Source organism: Paraburkholderia acidisoli (assembly GCF_009789675.1).
Taxonomy (GTDB): domain Bacteria; phylum Pseudomonadota; class Gammaproteobacteria; order Burkholderiales; family Burkholderiaceae; genus Paraburkholderia; species Paraburkholderia acidisoli.
Window position 1 is genome coordinate 1,628,455 of the sequence record NZ_CP046913.1, and the last position, 15,706, is coordinate 1,644,160.

A 15,706-nucleotide genomic window follows, 5' to 3' on the forward strand; every position below is an offset into this window, starting at 1 on the left:
GCAGTCGGTATGGCATCACGGCCGCGTCACGCGACAACGGCGAGCGGGGCGCCACCGCCCTCGTTCGCCGACCGACCCGCGAGCGCGTGGCACGCCCGCTGCGAACCGCTCGGGTATCGTTGCGAAGCCGATCCACGCTCACGCTTCGCCCGCTCACGCTCAGCCCGGTCGCTCGCCATGACAGACGCCCCGTTTTCCTCCTCCGCGCATTTCGCCGCACCGCCCCTGCTCGTCAATCCCCATGATCGCGCCGTCGCGCTGCTCGCCGTCGAGCCATTGCGCGCGGTCGAGCACGCCGCTCAGGCCGCGCTGCCCGCCAATACGCTGATGGCGCGCGCGGGCGCCGCTGCCGCGCATTTTCTGCGCGAACGGCTCGCGCACGCGCCCTCGTCCGTGTCGACGCAACCCGTGTGGATCGCGGCCGGTCCGGGCAACAACGGCGGCGACGCGCTCGTGCTCGCCACGGAATTGCATCGCGCGGGCGTGGCGGTCGAAGTCTGCATGCCCGTCGAAGTCAAACCCGACGACGCGCGCTGGGCGCTGGGCGTAGCTCGCGCGGCGGGCGTGCCGATCGCCGCCGCGCCGCCCGCCTCGTTCGACGCTTACGGCTGGCTCGTCGACGGTCTGTTCGGCATCGGCCTCGCACGCGCGCTCGACGGCACCTTCGCCGGGATCGCCACGCGGCTCTCGCAACGCGCCGCGCGCGGCGGCCACGTGCTCGCGCTCGACGTGCCGAGCGGCCTGGACAGCAACACGGGCACGATCGTCGGCGAGGGGCCGGCCGTGCGCGCGACCCATACCGTGACGTTCATCGCCGCGAAACCCGGTTTGTACACGGGCGTGGGGCGCGATTACGCGGGCGCGGTGACGATCGCGCCGATCGGGCTGGATGCCGCGCTGCATGCCGATCACACCGACAACGCCGCACGCCTGAACGCGCCCGCGCTGTTCGCCGCCGCGCTGCCCGCGCGCGACTTCGCGACCCACAAGGGCACCTTCGGCACGCTCGCCGTGGTGGGCGGCGACACCGGCATGTGCGGCGCGCCGATCCTCGCCGCGCGCGCCGCCTTGCTCACGGGCGCGGGCAAAGTTCACGTGGGCTTTCTCGGCAGCGACGCGCCGCCCTACGACGCGCCCCACCCCGAACTGATGCTGCATGCCGCGCGCACGCTCGCGCTCGACGCGATGGACGCCGTCGCGGCCGGTTGCGGCATGGGCGGCAGCGCGTCGGCGCGGCAACTCGTCGATACGATCGTGCAACTTCCGGTGCCCGTTCTGCTCGACGCCGACGCGCTCAACCTCGTTTCGCGCGACGAAGCGCTCGCGGCGCACGTCGCGCAATCGGCGGCGGCGCGCGGCATGCCCTGCGTGCTCACGCCACATCCGCTCGAAGCCGCGCGCCTGCTCGGCTGCGACACCGCCGCCGTGCAGCGCGACCGGCTCGCGGCGGCGCGCGCGCTCGCCGCGCGGTACGCGGCCGTCGCCGTGCTCAAGGGCAGCGGCACGGTGATCGCCGCGCCCGACGGCCGCGTCGTGGTCAATCCCACCGGCAATGCCGGACTCGCGACGGGCGGCACCGGCGACGTGCTCGGCGGCATGATCGGCGCATTGCTCGCGCAGCGTCTGCCGCCGTTCGAAGCCGCGCTCGCGGGCGTGTATCTGCACGGCCTCGCCGCCGATACCTTGTGCGCGCAAGGCGACGGTCCCGCGGGACTCACGGCGGGCGAACTCGCGCCGATGGTGCGCCGTCTCGTGAACCGCCTGTTCTACGCGCCGAAGCCTGAATGACGAAGCCTGAATGACGAAGCGTGAATAACGAAACGTCAGTCTTGTCGGCGCCTTGTCAGCGTCGCGCGTTTCGTCTGGTCTCGTCGCGCATCGTCTCGTCAGCAAACATCGCCGTATGCCGATGCGGGTCGACTGCGGGGCATGTCGATTGCTGGTCGGCATGCCTCGACGCGCCACTCGCGAGCCCGCGGCACCACCGCTGCGCAGTGACGCACGAGACCGCTATACTGACTCTCTTCGCTGCCCGCCTCTCATCCGAGGCCGCTGCGCTTCCCCGCGGCGCGCGTCGCGCGAACGCCTGACCGGCGCTCTGCGCACGCCGCCCTCCATTCGTGATCCCTCGCTAGACGAACATGACGAATCCGCTCCCCACCTGGTCCGCGCTACAGACGCACTACGAACAGATCCGCGACGAAAAGCTGCGTGACTGGTTCGCGCCCGCCAACGACACCGCACCCACGCGCGCCGAACGCTTCACGTTCTCAGGCGGCGGCATTGGCGCCGATCTCTCGAAGAACCGCATCACCGACGCCACGCTCGAGCTGCTCGTGCAACTCGCGCGCGAAGCCGGCGTCGAGGCACGCCGCGACGCCATGTTCAAAGGCGAGATCGTGAACCCGACCGAAGGCCGCGCCGTGCTGCATACCGCGCTGCGCGCGACGGAAGCCAACGCGCCGTTCCACAAGGAAATCACCGCCGAGCGCGCGAAAATGGCGAAGTTCGCCGACGCCGTACGCAGCGGCGCCTGGACCGGCTACACGGGCAAACGCATTCGCCACGTCGTGAACATCGGCATCGGCGGGTCGGATCTCGGCCCGAAGATGGTCGTGCACGCGCTGCAGCATCTCGAGCTGCCCGAGATCACCTCGCACTTCGTCTCGAATGTGGACGGCGCCGACCTCTGGCGCACCATCGAGCATCTCGACCCGGCCGAAACGCTGGCGATCATCGTCTCGAAAACTTTCACGACGCTCGAAACCATGACGAACGCGCGCTCCATGCGCGACTGGTTCGTAAAGCACGGCTGTCCCGAAGGCGATCTCGCGAAGCACTTCGTGGGCGTCTCGGCGAATCCGGCCGAAGTCGTGAAGTTCGGCATTGCCCGGGACAACGTGTTCGAAATGTGGGACTGGGTCGGCGGCCGCTATTCGCTGTGGTCGGCCGTGGGTCTGTCGATCATGATCGCGATTGGGCCGAAGCAGTTCGACGAACTGCTCGCGGGCGCGCACGACATGGACGAGCACTTCCGCACCGCGCCGCTCGAGAAGAATCTGCCGGTGCTGCTCGGCATGATCGGCATCTGGTATCGCAACTTCTTCGGCTCGCAAAGCTATCTGGTCGCGCCGTATTCGGAAGCGCTGCACTTCCTGCCTTCGTATCTCCAGCAACTGGAGATGGAGAGCAACGGCAAGCAGGCGCGCCTCGACGGCAAGTTCGTCGATTACGCCACCTCGGCGATCACGTGGGGCGAGCCGGGCACGAACGGCCAGCACGCGTTCTTCCAGATGCTGCACCAGGGCACGACACTCGTGCCGATCGACTTCATCGCGGTGCTCACGCCCGAGCATCCGCTTGGCGATCATCATCCCAAGCTGCTCGCGAACTGCTTCGCGCAGAGCGAGGCGCTGATGCTCGGCCGCACCGAGGAAGAAGCGCGCAAGGTGGCCGGCCCGGACAAGCCCGAACTCGTGCCTCACATCATGTTCCCCGGCAATCGTCCGACCACCACGCTGCTGGTGGACGCGCTCACGGCGCGTTCGCTCGGCGCGCTCATCGCGCTCTACGAGCACAAGGTGCTCGTGCAGGGCACGGTGTGGGACATCAACTCGTTCGACCAGTGGGGCGTGGAACTCGGCAAGATTCTCGGCAAGGTGGTCGAGGCCGACCTCACCGCGCCGGGCGCCGAAGTCAAGCAACACGATTCGTCGACGTCCGCGCTGATCGCGCGGGCCCGCGCGGCGCTCAAGCGCTGAACGCGACGACCACGAAGCCGGCGCGCGCGATCAGCACGCTGAATCAGCGGCCGGCTTCGACCTTGCTCGCGTCGTAGGAAGAAGCGGCGCCGTGCACGCTATGCGGCGCATTCGGCACGCGACGGCCCGCCTCGATCGTCACGATGGCATCGCAACGCTGCGCGAGGTCGATGTCGTGCGTAACGAGCACGAGCGTGGCGCCGTTCGCGCGATTGAGTTCGAACATCAGGTCGATTACCGCATGACCCGTGGCGGCGTCGAGACTGCCCGTAGGTTCGTCGGCGAACAAAACCGCTGGGCGCGTGACGAACGCGCGCGCAAGCGCAACGCGTTGTTGCTCGCCGCCCGAAAGCAGCTTCGGATAATGACTGGTGCGTTCGGCGAGACCCACGCGTTCGAGCAGCGCGCGCGAGCGGGCGAACGCCTCGCGCGTGGCAATGCCGCCCTGGAGTTCGAGCGGCAACGCGACGTTCTCCAGCGCGTTGAGATGCGGCATCAACTGGAAAGACTGAAACACGAAGCCGACCGAGCCGTTGCGCAGCGCCGCGCGCTGGTCCTCGGCCATGCCGGTGAGTTCGTTGCCGAGCAGGCGCACGGAACCTGCACTGGCGCTGTCGAGGCCCGCGAGCAGGCCGAGCAGCGTGGATTTGCCGGAACCCGAGGCGCCCACGATCGCCACGCTGCTGCCCGCTTCGACCGTGAGATCGATGCCGTCGAGTATCGTCAATTCACCCGTGGCGTCGGTGACGCGTTTGCTCAAACCCCGTACTTCGATGACTGGATCGCTATTCATTCGCACATGATGACGCACAGGTTAGCCGTGAATCCGCAGCGCGCCTCGCAGCGCACCGCCCGCACTTCTCTCTCCGCCTTCTGGTTCTCCGTGGCTTCGGCCGCTTGCGCGCTCGCCTTGAGCGCCGCACCGCAGGCCGCACTTGCCGCCACCGCCACGCCCACCGCCAACGCGGCCCCGGGTACCGCCGTCGCCGCGAAGCCCGCGATTGCCGTGCTCGGCGACAGCCTCTCCGCCGAATACGGCCTGCCACGCGATACGGGCTGGGTCGCGTTGCTGCGCCAGCGCCTCGCCAGCGAGCGGATCGATTATAGCGTCGCGAATACGAGCATCAGCGGCGACACGACCAGCGGCGGACTCGCGCGGCTGCCGCTCGTGATGCAGCGGATCAAGCCCGCCATCGTCGTGATCGAACTGGGCGCCAACGACGCACTGCGCGGCGTGCCGCTCGCCACGACGGAGAGCAATCTGCGCGCCATCATCGCCCAGGTGCGCAAGGGCAACGCGCGACCGGTGCTTGTCGGCATGTACGTGCCACCGAATTACGGGCCGGATTACACGCAAAAATTCCACGCACTGTACGGGCAATTGGCAAAAGAGTTGAACGTGCCGCTCGTGCCCTTCCTGCTGGCCGGTCTCGCCGACAAACCGGAGCTTTTCCAGGCGGATCAGATGCATCCGACCCAACAGGCACAACCCTTGCTCCTCGCTAACGTGTGGCCGACACTCAAGCCGCTGCTCGATAACGGCGGCGTTCGGCACTGACGTGGCTGTGGCGTCCCCGCCCGGCGCCTGTTCTCGCGAATCCACTGCACGTTGCGACGCCTGCTGGCAGGCAACGGCGGTGGTGCCTTACGCCCCAGCCACGGTTTGCGCCAGACAGGCTTTGCTTGTCTAACATCCGACCGACCCTGACTGGAGGAAGAAAACGTGAAATATTTACCTCTCATTGTCGTTACCGCAGCGTTGGCTGCGTGCGCCAATCAGCCGATGCCGAGCGGAACGCAATCCGTTGGCACGAGCCAGCAACCGCCGGCTGCCGTCGCGCAATGTATCGCGCACAAGTGGGCAGACAAGTCGCAACAACAAGTCGTCTCGCAGGACGCGCTCGCCAACGACCAGGCGATCGACGTCTACGTGCCGGGCCAGCAACCGCCTAACGGCGCCGCGGCGATCGTTCGTCCCGCCTGGAACGCCAGCGCGAAGACGTGGGTCGGCTACCGTGCCGGCGGCGCGGCGGGCGGCGACGCCACGAGCGACATCAGCGGCTGCCTGTAATCGCCTCGCAGTTCGCTCGACATTCTCCGGAATGCAAAAAGCCCCGCAATCGCGGGGCTTTTTTTATGGCGGCGAAAACGAAAGTTCGCTGACTTTCGCTTATTTTCGCTTACTGACCGTCGTTGTCGCCGTCGGCCGACTGGCCCGCCGGGCTCAGCGTGCCGTACAGCTTGACCTTGGAGCGTTCGCGCAGCGCGTCGAGGTACGACTGCACCTGCGCCTGGCCGCTCACCTGCGCGAGTTGCTGCTGCGCGGCGGCGAGACGCGGACCGTCGACCGCCGTGCCGTTGGTCACGCTGTTCACGCGATAGATCGCGTAGCCGTCCTTGCCCAGATCGACGCCCACGTAAGCGGGCAGTTTCTGCGCGTCGGCCTTGAACACCGCCGAGAGTGCGTTGGGCGGCAAGCCCTGCGCGTCGTTGCGCGTGACCTTGAGCGCCGACGAGAAACCGTCGGTCGACTTCGACTTCTGCAGGGCCGCGAGCTTCGCCTCGCCGTCCTTGTGCGCCATGTCGGCGGCCTGCTCAGCGACAACCTTCACGCGCACGGCGTCCTTGACCTGCGCGAACGCGGGCACAGCGGCCGGCTGGAAGCTCGTGACACGCGCCGAGATCAGCGTGTTGCTGCCCACGTCGATCGCCTGCGTATTGTTGTGCTGGTTCACCGAGTCGTTCGCGAACACGGCGTCCAGGAACTTCTGGTTGTTCAGCGGGCTGTCGGCGGGCAGCGCGGCATTCGGCCTGGGCGTGACAGTGGCCGTCTGGATCTGGAGCTTGTACTTGTCGGCGGCCGGTTGCAGCGACTTGGCCTTTTCGTAGACCGTCGACGTGAAACCGTCGGTCGCGTCGGCGAGTACCTTGGCGGCCTGCTGGATCTTCACTTCCGTGGCGATCTGCGGCTTGACGTCGTCGAACGGCTTGGTGACCGAAGGCTTCACGTCCGTGACCTTGACGATGTGATAGCCGAAATCCGACTGGATCACGCCGCTGATCTCGTCCTTCTTGAGCTTGAACACGGCGTCGTCGAAGGCCTGACCGCCGGCGATCATGCCCGGGCCGAAGTAGCCGAGATCGCCGCCCTTCGACGCCGAACCCGGATCCTGCGAATCCTTCTGCGCGATTTGCGCGAACTGGTCCGGATGCGCCTTCACTTCGGCGAGGATCGCGTCGGCCTTCTGCTTAGCGGCGGCGCGATCGGTCGCGTTCGCGTCCTTCGGCACCGCGATCAGGATGTGGCTCGCGCGCACTTCCTCACGCGTGCGGTAGTGCGCGATGTTGTCGTTGTAGTACTTCTTGAGATCGTCGTCGCTCGGCTGGACGCTCGCGGCCACCGTGGCCGCCGAGAGCACGAGATACTGGATCTGCGCCGTGGCTGGCGTCGCGAAGTCGTTCTTGTGCGCGTCGTAGTACGACTGCAGTTGCGCGTCGGTCGGCTGGATCTTCGGCGCGTAATCGCTCGCGTGGAACGCGAGACCCTGCACGTCGCGCTGCTGCTCCGACAAACCGCTCAGCTGCTGCGCGAGCGACTTCGGCGTGAACGCGCTATTGATGATCGACGCAGGCAATTGTTGCAGCGAGAGGCTGTAGCGCACGCGCTCGTCGTATTGCTCGGGCGTCATGCCCTGCATGGCGAGCAGCTGCTTGTACTGATCGAGATTGATCGAGCCGTCGGGCTTCTTGAGCGACGAGATGATCGGGTCGGCGAGCAGCGCGCGGCGCACGGCGTCGTCGGACGCGGTGAGATGCAGGCGCTGGGTTTCGTCGGCGAGCACGCGTTGCTGGATCAGCCCGTCGAGAATGTCCTTGCGATGCTGCGGCGTGTCGAAGAGGCTCGCGTCGAACTGCGCGCCCATGATCTGACGCGCCTGATCGAGTTGCTGGCGCGCGGCGTTGTCGTACTCGACACGCGTGATCTTGTGTCCGTTGACGCTCGCGACATTCGCGCTTTCATCGAAGAAGCCGCGGAAACCTTGAATCCCGACGAAGCCCAGCCCTGGCAGAATCACCAGAAGCAGCATGAACATCATCAGGCGTTTGTGATTGCGGAAAAAATCGAGCATGCGTGACCAGACGTTGGAGGCGCCAAAAAACGGAACGCCCGATATTACAACAGCGGCCAACAAAAAAGGCGAACCGGAGTTCGCCTTCTTGTCGAGAGATCCTTGGCGGAGCGGACGGGACTCGAACCCGCGACCCCCGGCGTGACAGGCCGGTATTCTAACCAACTGAACTACCGCTCCACGCGGTTCCTGCACTTCGCGAGTACCGTGCGGCTCGCTTTTACGCCAGTGAATCCGATGCTGTGGTGGGTGCTGAGAGGCTCGAACTCCCGACCTACGCCTTGTAAGGGCGCCGCTCTACCAACTGAGCTAAGCACCCAGCATCGTGATTCGCTGCGCTGCGTTCCTGCCGCGGCACTGCGACTTCTGCTGCGCTGCCCCAACCCGCTTAACGCTGTTTAACACCGCTCAACAAGGTTCATCAGGCAGCGAGCCCGCTAGTTTAGCGCATCTTTGAGCGCTTTACCAGGCCTGAATTTCGGCACCTTGGCGGCCTTGATCTTGATGGCGGCGCCGGTGCGCGGATTGCGGCCCGTGCGTGCCGTGCGCTTGCCGACGGCGAACGTGCCGAAACCGACGAGCGTTACCGAGCCGCCCTTCTTCAGCGTGCCTTTGACGCCGCCGATCACGGCGTCGAGTGCGCGTCCTGCCGCCGCTTTCGAGATGTCGGCCTGTTGTGCGATGTGGTCAATCAATTCCGTTTTATTCATTCCAGCCCCCGAGAATGTTTGGTTTGGGCAATCGTAAGAAAAAACAGCAACTTATTGGAAAAATCACGCTGTCAAAATGACAAGCTCGCTCATTTAACGGGGCCGAAAGCACGGTGTCAAGCGGGGTTGCGCCGGATCGTGCGCGGCCGCACGCCCGCGCCGCCTGTCATCCCGAAATGTGGAGCGCAGGCGAAACCGGCGGTAATAAGGGTCGTTGCGCGCACAACGTCAACAAGCGTGAGCGCCCATAAAAAAACCCGCGGGCAAGGCCGCGGGTTTTTTGGGGTTGCGAACCGCGCGAGGCGCGATTCGCACGAAGCAAGCGTGCTTAGTGTTTGACCACTTCGGGCGCTTCCTTCGACTCGGCAACAGGCGCTTTCGCGTCGTCGGCCTTCACTTCTTCTTCCGGCAGCGCTTGCGGCACCCGTTCGAGCGCGAGTTCGAGCACCTTGTCGATCCAGCGGACCGGCACGATTTCGATCGCGTTCTTCACGTTGTCCGGAATCTCGGAGAGATCCTTGACGTTCTCTTCCGGGATCAGCACGAGCTTGATGCCGCCGCGATGCGCTGCCAGCAGCTTTTCCTTCAGCCCGCCGATCGGCAGCACTTCGCCGCGCAGCGTGATCTCGCCCGTCATTGCCACGTCGGCGCGCACCGGAATACCCGTGAGCACGGACACCAGCGCGGTCGTCATGGCGATACCGGCGGACGGACCGTCCTTCGGCGTCGCGCCTTCCGGCACGTGGATGTGGATGTCCTGCTTCTCGAACGCTTCGTCCTTGATACCGAGACGACGCGAACGCGAACGCACCACCGAGCGAGCCGCTTCGACCGACTCCTTCATCACGTCGCCGAGCGAACCCGTGCGGATCACGTTGCCCTTGCCAGGCATGACCGCCGCTTCGATCGTCAGCAGATCGCCGCCGACTTCCGTCCACGCGAGACCCGTGACCTGACCGATCTGGTTTTCCTTCGCGGCCAGACCGAAGTCGTACTTGCGCACGCCAAGGAAGGTATCGAGATTCGCGCTGTCCACCGTGACGGCCTTGTCGGCCTTCTTCAGCAGCAGCATCTTCACGACCTTGCGGCAGATCTTCGACACTTCGCGCTCGAGCGAACGCACGCCCGCTTCACGCGTGTAGTAGCGAATGATGTCGCGCACGGCGCCTTCGGTCACTTCGATCTCGCCCGGCTTCAACCCGTTGTTCTTCTTCTGCTTCGGCAGGAGATAACGCTGGGCGATGCTGACCTTCTCGTCTTCCGTGTAACCCGAAAGACGGATGACTTCCATCCGGTCGAGCAGCGGCGGCGGAATGTTCAGCGAGTTCGACGTGGCGACGAACATCACATCCGAGAGGTCGAAGTCGACTTCGATGTAGTGGTCGGCGAACGTGTGGTTCTGTTCCGGGTCGAGCACTTCGAGCAGCGCCGACGACGGATCGCCGCGGAAATCCATGCCCATCTTGTCGACTTCGTCGAGCAGGAAGAGCGGATTGCGCACGCCAACCTTCGTGAGGCTCTGCAGGATCTTGCCCGGCATCGATCCGATATACGTACGACGGTGACCGCGGATCTCGGCTTCGTCACGCACGCCGCCCAGCGCCATACGCACGAACTTGCGGTTCGTTGCGCGTGCAATCGACTGGCCAAGCGAGGTCTTGCCGACGCCCGGAGGCCCGACGAGGCACAGGATAGGCGCCTTGACCTTGTCCACGCGCTGTTGCACCGCGAGATACTCGAGAATGCGTTCCTTCACCTTCTCGAGACCGTAGTGGTCTTCGTCGAGCACGGATTCGGCGTTCGTGAGGTCGTTGTTGACCTTGCTCTTCTTGCGCCACGGCAAGCCGATCAGCGTGTCGATGTAGTTGCGCACGACGGTGGCTTCCGCCGACATCGGCGACATCAGCTTGAGCTTCTTCAGCTCGGCGTCGGCCTTTTTCTTGGCTTCCTTCGGCATGCGCGCGGCCGTGATGCGTTTCTCGAGTTCCTCGAGATCGGCACCCTCTTCGCCTTCGCCCAGTTCCTTCTGGATAGCCTTGACCTGCTCGTTCAGGTAATACTCGCGCTGGCTCTTTTCCATCTGACGCTTCACGCGGCCACGGATGCGCTTCTCCACCTGGAGAATGTCGATCTCGGCTTCGAGTTGCGCGAGCAGATGCTCGAGTCGCTCGATGACCGGGAACATCTCGAGGATGTGCTGCTTCTGGTCGAGCTTGAGCGGCAGGTGCGCGGCGATGGTGTCGGCAAGACGACCGGCCTCGTCGATACCCGACAACGAGGTCAGGATCTCCGGCGGGATCTTCTTGTTGAGCTTCACGTACTGGTCGAACTGCGAGACGATCGCGCGGCGCAGCGCCTCGGTTTCGGCGCTGTCGGCGTGGTCGGGCTCGAGCGGCATGACCTCGCACGAGAACTGCGTTTCCTGTTCTTCGATGGAAAGCGTCTTCGCGCGCTGCAGGCCTTCCACGAGCACCTTCACGGTGCCGTCGGGCAGCTTGAGCATTTGCAGGATGTTCGCGATACATCCCACTTCATACATGTCTTTTTCGGTCGGCTCGTCCTTGGCGGCGGTCTTCTGGGCGACGAGCATGATGTGCTTGCCACCTTCCATCGCCGCTTCGAGGGCCTTGATCGATTTCGGTCGGCCCACGAAGAGGGGAATCACCATATGCGGGAAGACTACGACATCGCGCAGCGGCAGCAGCGGGAGCGTAATGCGTTCCGGCGGGAGGAGTTGGGTTCCTGACATTTCATTTCCCCATGAGTGGAATCAGTTCGTTCGGTAATTGAGGCCTGATTAACCGATTGCAAGCCTCGCGCGTGTGGGAAAAGTTCAGTGACTCCAAAATAGTGCGCCATCGACCTCAAGATAAACGAAAAAGCCGTTCATCTCATTGTATGAACGGCTTTTTTCCGGAACTCTTTAGCCGATCACCACCATCAGTTCGACCCTGCGACTTTGGGCGCGTCTTCGTAAATCAGCAGCGGTTTGCCGTCGCCGTCGATCACGTTGTCGTCGATGATGACCTTGCTCACGCCCTTCATGGTCGGCAGCTCGTACATCACGTCGAGCAATGCCTGTTCCAGGATCGAGCGCAGGCCCCGTGCGCCGGTCTTGCGGCGAATCGCCTTGCGGGCGACCGCCTGCAGCGCGGCCGGGCGGATCTCCAGTTCCACGCGCTCCATGTTGAAGAGCTTGTGGTACTGCTTGACGAGCGCGTTCTTCGGCTCGACGAGGATCTTCATGAGCGCGGCTTCGTCGAGCTTGCCGAGCGTGGCGACCACCGGCAGACGGCCGATCAGTTCGGGAATCAGGCCGAACTTGATCAGATCTTCCGGTTCGGTTTCACGCAGCACTTCACCCGTGTCGCGTTCCTGCTTGCTCTTCACGCTCGCGCCGAAACCGATGCCGGTTTTCTCGGTGCGATCCGTAATGACCTTTTCCAGACCGTCGAACGCACCGCCGCAAATGAACAGGATGTTGGTCGTGTCGACCTGGATGAAATCCTGGTTGGGATGCTTGCGGCCGCCCTGCGGGGGCACCGAGGCCATCGTGCCCTCGACGAGCTTGAGCAGCGCCTGCTGCACGCCTTCGCCCGACACGTCGCGCGTGATCGACGGGTTGTCCGACTTGCGGCTGATCTTGTCGATTTCGTCGATATAGACGATGCCGCGCTGGGCCTTGTCGACTTCGTAGTTGCAGTTCTGCAGCAGCTTCTGAATGATGTTTTCGACGTCTTCGCCCACGTAGCCGGCTTCGGTCAGCGTGGTGGCGTCGGCGATCACGAACGGCACGTTCAGAAGGCGCGCGAGCGTCTGCGCGAGCAGCGTCTTGCCCGAACCCGTGGGTCCGATCAGCAGAATGTTGCTCTTGGACAGTTCGACGTCGTCTTTCTTGTCGAGATGCTTGAGGCGCTTGTAGTGGTTGTACACCGCTACCGCGAGGATTTTCTTCGCGCGTTCCTGGCCGATCACATACTGGTCGAGGATGTCGCGGATCTCCTGCGGGCTCGGCAGGTCCGAGCGCGACAGCGCCGCGTCGACGCCCGCACCGGCGGCTTCGTCGCGAATGATCTCGTTGCACAGGTCGATACATTCATCGCAGATGAACACCGACGGGCCAGCGATGAGTTTTTTCACTTCATGCTGGCTCTTGCCGCAAAACGAGCAATACAACAGCTTTTCGCTGTTAGAACCTTTCTTGTCCGCCATGGATAGATGAGCCTCCGGACACTCTGTTACATGATACGCCGTTTCCCCCAGCAGGGCTGGGAGCCGCGTGAACCGCCCGCTATGACGGCGATGGGCCGCAGGCCGCGAAGCGCGTTTGCCGATTATTTCACAAGGTCTGCGCGGCGCCGACCATCCCCGTTTCTACGGGGTGGCGGCTTTTTCCTTTACGTCCCTTTGTTCCTTCAGCGTCCTGAATTACCGCGCCGGACCGTGGGGTCCGACGCGCAATGTCGCTCGCGCGGAATTACGGGCGCTTATGCAGAACCTGGTCGACGAGACCGTACGCCTGCGCGTCGTCGCCGGACATGAAATTGTCGCGATCCGTGTCGCGCGCGATGCGCTCGACCGGCTGACCCGTATGGTTCGCCAGCAACTGGTTCAGGCGTTCCTTCAGGTACAGAATTTCGCGCGCCTGGATTTCGATGTCCGACGCCTGGCCGCGCGCGCCGCCAAGCGGCTGGTGAATCATCACGCGCGAGTTCGGCAGCGCAAAACGCTTGCCCTTCGCGCCCGACGCGAGCAGGAACGCGCCCATGCTGGCCGCGAGGCCCATGCAGAGGGTCGAAACGTCGGGCTTGATGAACTGCATCGTGTCGTAGATCGCCATGCCCGCCGACACCGAACCGCCCGGGCTGTTGATGTACAGGCTGATGTCCTTGTCGGGGTTCTCGCTCTCGAGGAACAGGAGCTGGGCGACGACGAGGTTCGCGGTCTGGTCGTTCACTTCACCGACCAGGAACACCACGCGTTCCTTGAGCAGCCGCGAATAGATGTCGTACGAACGTTCGCCACGGCCGCTCGTTTCGACGACGATCGGCACCAGGCCGAGCGCTTGCGGGTCGAAGTCCCGCGATGCCTGGGACGTCAAGGTATCCAGCGATTGAGCGCGAAAGGTCATGCGATGCATCCTTGTCTGGAAAAGTTATTCTGGAGAGCCTGATAAGCGGTATGGCGACGAACCCCGGCCAAATCAACCACACGAACAACAGGGCTAAAAACCGCGGATACAAAAACGGCGTGCTGACCGTCGGTTGCCCCGACAGCCGGCACGCCGTAGCGGGCAGACTTAAGCCTGCGCCGTGGCGCTTGCCAGTTCTTCGAAGCTAACTTGCTTGTCCGTTACCTTGGCCTTGCCGAGCACGAAATCCACGACGTTCGCTTCGACGACGTAGGCTTCCATTTCGGCCAGGCGCTGCTGGTTGGAATAATACCAGCGCACGACTTCCTTCGGGTCTTCGTAGCTTTTCGCGAATTCGTCGACTTCCGCGCGGATCTGTTCCGGCTTCGCCTCGAGGCCGTTGGCCTTCACGAGTTCGGCCAGCACGAGGCCCAGCTTCACGCGGCGCTCGGCTTGTTCCTTGAACATTTCGGCCGGGATCGGCGCGTCCTTGGCGTTCGGCACACCGCGTTGCGCGAGGTCGGCGCGCGCCATTTCGACGAGGCGCTCCTGATCCTGCTCGACCAGTGCGTTCGGCACGTCGAGTTCGGCGATCTTGAGCAGCGCGTCCATCACCTGGTTCTTGACGATGGCCTGCGTGCGACGCTTCGCTTCGCGCTCGAGGTTGTCCTTGATTTCGCCGCGCATCTTCGTGAGATCGCCGTCGGCAATGCCGAGCGACTTCGCGAATTCCGCGTCGATTTCCGGCAGGTGCGGCCACTCGATCTGCTGCATCGTGATCGTGAACTTCGCGGTCTTACCGGCGACGTCCTTACCGTGGTAGTCCTCGGGGAACGTCAGGTCGAATTCGCGCTGCTCGCCTTGCTTCAGGCCCAGTGCGGCCTTTTCGAATTCCGGCAGCATGCGGCCTTCGCCGAGCACGAACGCGAAGCCTTCCGCGCTGCCGCCCGGGAATGCGACGTCGTCGATCTTGCCGACGAAGTCGACCGTCACGCGGTCGCCTTCCTTCGCTGCGGTGTCGGCGCCGCCGTCACCGTGCTCGCCCGCTTCGCCGCGTGCGTGGAAATGCACGCGCTGCTTGCGCAGGATGTCCAGCGTGCGGTCGATTTCGGCTTCGGTGATGTCGGTGGTCGTGCGCTCGATTTCGGCCGTGGCGACGTCGCCGAGCTTCACTTCCGGATACACCTCGAAGGTCGCGTCGAACGCGTAGTCGCTTTCAGCGGCTTCGGCCTTCGGCGCGAAGCTCGGCTGACCCGCGACGCGCAGGTTTTCGGCGCGGCTGATGTCGAAGAATTCCTTGCCGACCTTGTCGCTCAGGACTTCGGCCTCGACCTGGCCCGAGTACTGCTGCGCGACCATCTTGAGCGGCACCTTGCCCGGGCGGAAGCCCGGCATACGCACGGTCTTCGAGAGTTGGCGAATGCGCGAATCGACTTCTTTCTGCACGGCATCCTTCGGCAGGGAAATCGTCACGCGGCGTTCGAGCTTGCCGAGGTTCTCAACAACGTTAGCCATGGCTTCAATCGTCCTAAATTTATCGAGCGAATCAGTAATCTGTGATCTTTGCGCGCCGCAGTACCGGGGCGACCCCGATGCGGCGATCCGCAACGCCTGTGTCCCGGTGCGCTTGCCGCGAGCGTTGTTCGCTCTGGCGGCGCACGTTCCGAACAGCCCGCCGGCCCGTTCCCGACCCGTTCTTTTACCCAGCCAACAACGCCGAAAGGGGCGGTTTGCGGTGCGGTTCCGTCAAAAGAGCCAAGTATTTTAGCAAACTATTTCCCCGGCCCCGAGGAATTGGCGTTCTAGCCGCATAGCGCCATGAAAAAGCAGTGAAAAACCGGCGAAAAAGCACAAGAAAAGCGCGGTTTTCCGCGTGTCGACGTGCGGCGCGACCGCCATGGCGGCAGCGGCGGCGCCTGCGGACTCCCGCGCCGCGACCACCTCGTGCTCGCACACCGGCCGCTTCGCGCCCCT

11 protein-coding genes and 2 tRNA genes are annotated in these 15,706 nt (G+C 64.2%); 4 read left to right on the top strand and 9 right to left on the bottom strand.

Annotated elements, in window-relative coordinates; all coding sequences use genetic code 11:
• Positions 1-177: 177 nt before the first annotated feature.
• Positions 178-1,788 (top strand): NAD(P)H-hydrate dehydratase, encoded by a 1,611-nt coding sequence (locus FAZ98_RS07050; RefSeq protein ID WP_158950105.1) that lies wholly within the window; start codon positions 178-180, stop codon positions 1,786-1,788.
• Between the two features lie 353 nt (positions 1,789-2,141).
• The gene (pgi, locus tag FAZ98_RS07055) at positions 2,142-3,761 is read left to right on the top strand and encodes a glucose-6-phosphate isomerase (protein ID WP_158950107.1); all 1,620 of its coding nucleotides are present in this window, start codon (positions 2,142-2,144) and stop codon (positions 3,759-3,761) included.
• Positions 3,762-3,804: 43 nt separating this feature from the next.
• Here pgi and FAZ98_RS07060 read toward each other — a convergent pair whose 3' ends face one another.
• The gene (locus FAZ98_RS07060; RefSeq protein WP_158950109.1) at positions 3,805-4,554 is read right to left on the bottom strand and encodes an ABC transporter ATP-binding protein; all 750 of its coding nucleotides are present in this window, start codon (positions 4,552-4,554) and stop codon (positions 3,805-3,807) included.
• A 6-nt stretch (positions 4,555-4,560) separates the two neighbouring features.
• Here FAZ98_RS07060 and FAZ98_RS07065 point away from each other — a divergent pair, with 6 nt between their 5' ends.
• Complete coding sequence (locus tag FAZ98_RS07065) at positions 4,561-5,319, top strand: arylesterase (RefSeq protein ID WP_233272576.1); 759 nt, start codon at positions 4,561-4,563, stop codon at positions 5,317-5,319.
• A 165-nt stretch (positions 5,320-5,484) separates the two neighbouring features.
• Complete coding sequence (locus FAZ98_RS07070) at positions 5,485-5,832, top strand: hypothetical protein (protein WP_158950111.1); 348 nt, start codon at positions 5,485-5,487, stop codon at positions 5,830-5,832.
• 109 nt (positions 5,833-5,941) lie between these two features.
• Here FAZ98_RS07070 and FAZ98_RS07075 read toward each other — a convergent pair whose 3' ends face one another.
• The 8 genes from FAZ98_RS07075 to tig all read right to left on the bottom strand — a co-directional run bounded on the left by FAZ98_RS07075 (position 5,942) and on the right by tig (position 15,247).
• The gene (locus tag FAZ98_RS07075) at positions 5,942-7,891 is read right to left on the bottom strand and encodes a SurA N-terminal domain-containing protein (RefSeq protein WP_158950113.1); all 1,950 of its coding nucleotides are present in this window, start codon (positions 7,889-7,891) and stop codon (positions 5,942-5,944) included.
• Between the two features lie 103 nt (positions 7,892-7,994).
• Positions 7,995-8,071, bottom strand: a tRNA-Asp gene (locus FAZ98_RS07080).
• 63 nt (positions 8,072-8,134) lie between these two features.
• A tRNA-Val gene (locus tag FAZ98_RS07085) sits at positions 8,135-8,210 on the bottom strand.
• A 118-nt stretch (positions 8,211-8,328) separates the two neighbouring features.
• Positions 8,329-8,601, bottom strand: a complete 273-nt coding sequence (locus FAZ98_RS07090; RefSeq protein ID WP_007585907.1) for an HU family DNA-binding protein — start codon at positions 8,599-8,601, stop codon at positions 8,329-8,331.
• A 328-nt stretch (positions 8,602-8,929) separates the two neighbouring features.
• Positions 8,930-11,350: an endopeptidase La gene (lon, locus tag FAZ98_RS07095; RefSeq protein WP_158950115.1), complete on the bottom strand. Its 2,421-nt coding sequence runs from the start codon at positions 11,348-11,350 to the stop codon at positions 8,930-8,932.
• 191 nt (positions 11,351-11,541) lie between these two features.
• Positions 11,542-12,813: an ATP-dependent Clp protease ATP-binding subunit ClpX gene (clpX, locus tag FAZ98_RS07100; protein WP_112176364.1), complete on the bottom strand. Its 1,272-nt coding sequence runs from the start codon at positions 12,811-12,813 to the stop codon at positions 11,542-11,544.
• A gap of 265 nt (positions 12,814-13,078) precedes the next feature.
• A complete protein-coding gene (clpP, locus tag FAZ98_RS07105) occupies positions 13,079-13,732 on the bottom strand; it encodes an ATP-dependent Clp endopeptidase proteolytic subunit ClpP (RefSeq protein ID WP_158950117.1) in 654 nt (217 codons plus the stop codon).
• A gap of 168 nt (positions 13,733-13,900) precedes the next feature.
• A complete protein-coding gene (gene tig / locus FAZ98_RS07110; protein ID WP_158950119.1) occupies positions 13,901-15,247 on the bottom strand; it encodes a trigger factor in 1,347 nt (448 codons plus the stop codon).
• Between the last annotated feature and the right edge of the window lie 459 nt (positions 15,248-15,706).

Bases quoted from the DNA above. Each gene is read 5' to 3' on its own strand.
- lon (WP_158950115.1), bottom strand. From the start codon at position 11,350: ATGTCAGGAACCCAACTCCTCCCGCCGGAACGCATTACGCTCCCGCTG.
- FAZ98_RS07090 (WP_007585907.1), bottom strand. From the start codon at position 8,601: ATGAATAAAACGGAATTGATTGACCACATCGCACAACAGGCCGACATC.
- FAZ98_RS07060 (WP_158950109.1), bottom strand. From the start codon at position 4,554: ATGAATAGCGATCCAGTCATCGAAGTACGGGGTTTGAGCAAACGCGTC.
- FAZ98_RS07075 (WP_158950113.1), bottom strand. From the start codon at position 7,891: ATGCTCGATTTTTTCCGCAATCACAAACGCCTGATGATGTTCATGCTG.
- FAZ98_RS07050 (WP_158950105.1), top strand. From the start codon at position 178: ATGACAGACGCCCCGTTTTCCTCCTCCGCGCATTTCGCCGCACCGCCC.
- clpX (WP_112176364.1), bottom strand. From the start codon at position 12,813: ATGGCGGACAAGAAAGGTTCTAACAGCGAAAAGCTGTTGTATTGCTCG.
- tig (WP_158950119.1), bottom strand. From the start codon at position 15,247: ATGGCTAACGTTGTTGAGAACCTCGGCAAGCTCGAACGCCGCGTGACG.
- clpP (WP_158950117.1), bottom strand. From the start codon at position 13,732: ATGACCTTTCGCGCTCAATCGCTGGATACCTTGACGTCCCAGGCATCG.
- FAZ98_RS07065 (WP_233272576.1), top strand. From the start codon at position 4,561: ATGATGACGCACAGGTTAGCCGTGAATCCGCAGCGCGCCTCGCAGCGC.
- pgi (WP_158950107.1), top strand. From the start codon at position 2,142: ATGACGAATCCGCTCCCCACCTGGTCCGCGCTACAGACGCACTACGAA.